1 protein-coding gene is annotated in these 1,497 nt (G+C 26.1%); it reads right to left on the bottom strand.

Annotation, left to right across the window (positions count from 1 at the left end; genetic code table 11):
* The coding region (locus tag CAMP5118_RS07910) for a cache domain-containing protein (RefSeq protein WP_337217022.1) at positions 1–1,202 on the bottom strand (1,202 nt) is incomplete at its 3' end.
* Positions 1,203–1,497: the final 295 nt, after the last annotated feature.

Here is a 1,497-nt window from a genome sequence, read left to right on the forward strand (position 1 = left end):
ATTTTGCCCATTCTTCCTAATTCATCGTCGGCTTTAATTTTTATTGTCTGCACTTCTTTGGTTTCGTGATTTAAAAATTTGAAGAAATTTTGTAAAGAATGAAGTATAATAGGAATTCTAGCACCTACTATTTTATTTACACAAAAATAAACAATAGCTAAGATTATAACAACTATAACTAGCGCTATAATAATTAAAATAAATTGTAACTTGTATAAAGGTTGTAAAACAGATTTTTTTGGTGCGGTAACTACTATACTCCAATGGCTAGAATCTCCCAATGTGCTAAAAGATTCAATGCTTGCAAAACTAGGGATCCCATTAGAGTCGATATAATTATTAATTATTATGTCCTCATGTTTTTTAATTGTCTCGGTAAGTAGTTTTGCTGATGGATCTTTATTGACTTCTGATATGGTTTTTAATATGGCATCGTTGTTTTTGTGAATAGTAATAACTCCTTGGTCTGTTACTAGAAATCTTAATCCACCTTCATAAGTATCTAGTTTTGGATCTAGAATTTCTTGTGATATTTCTAAGAAATCAAAAGTATATCCAACAACACCTACAAATTTGCCTTTATTATTAAAGATAGGCATTCCTAAATTGATACCTAAAAAATCATGTCCATCATAATTTAATTTTGACGGAGCGCCAACAAATAAAGTATCTAAATCACCATATTTTGCATTTTGCTCAATTTTTTGAAAAATATTTAGTTGAGAAAAATTATTAGAAACTTTTATAGATCTTATACCACCTGCTTTTCCTGTAGTTTCATCGAAAAAAATCATAGCAAAAGTTTTACCATTAGAGCTTTTAAAATTTGAATCTAATGCTTGAGTGTCAGATAAAACAGAAGGATCTTTTAGATAAAGAAATGCATAAGCTGCATAACCACTACTATCAAAGGTGTTTTTTAATAAGCTTTCTATTAATGTAGCATCTACTTGGTCATTTTTTGAAAACATTTCATTAAGTGCTGTAGCCATTCCTTTTGTAAGAACAACTTCTTCATTAAGAATGCCTTGCATAAGACTACTATAATTTTTTGATGACAAAGAAATTGAATTTTTGGCTTCATTTTCCATATTAGAAGCAACTTGAACGGAAAAAATAGTCACTAAAATGGCTATTCCAGTAATTATACTAATAGCAACTGATAATACTAGTTTTAACCCTATATTTAAAGATTTAAACATCAATAACTCCTTTTTTTATTAGCATTAATTCTATTTTTTTATATAAAACTATTTTTAAACTATTTTAAAAGATTTAATTTTTTTAAAATTGGTTCAAATACACACACAAAAAAATAAATAAAAAAATGATATAACAATGAAAAATACATACTTTGTATAATAAAATAATAAAAATATTTTTTATAAATGTATGATTAAAAATTGCAGCTATTGTGAAAATATTTTTATTAAAGTAAACATAAATTGTTATGGATAAAAATTAGACTAAATAAAGTGCAGATCTTCCAACCAATCA

It is taken from the genome of Campylobacter sp. LMG 7929 (genome assembly GCF_024723595.1).
In the GTDB taxonomy this organism is placed as follows: Bacteria; Campylobacterota; Campylobacteria; order Campylobacterales; family Campylobacteraceae; genus Campylobacter_D.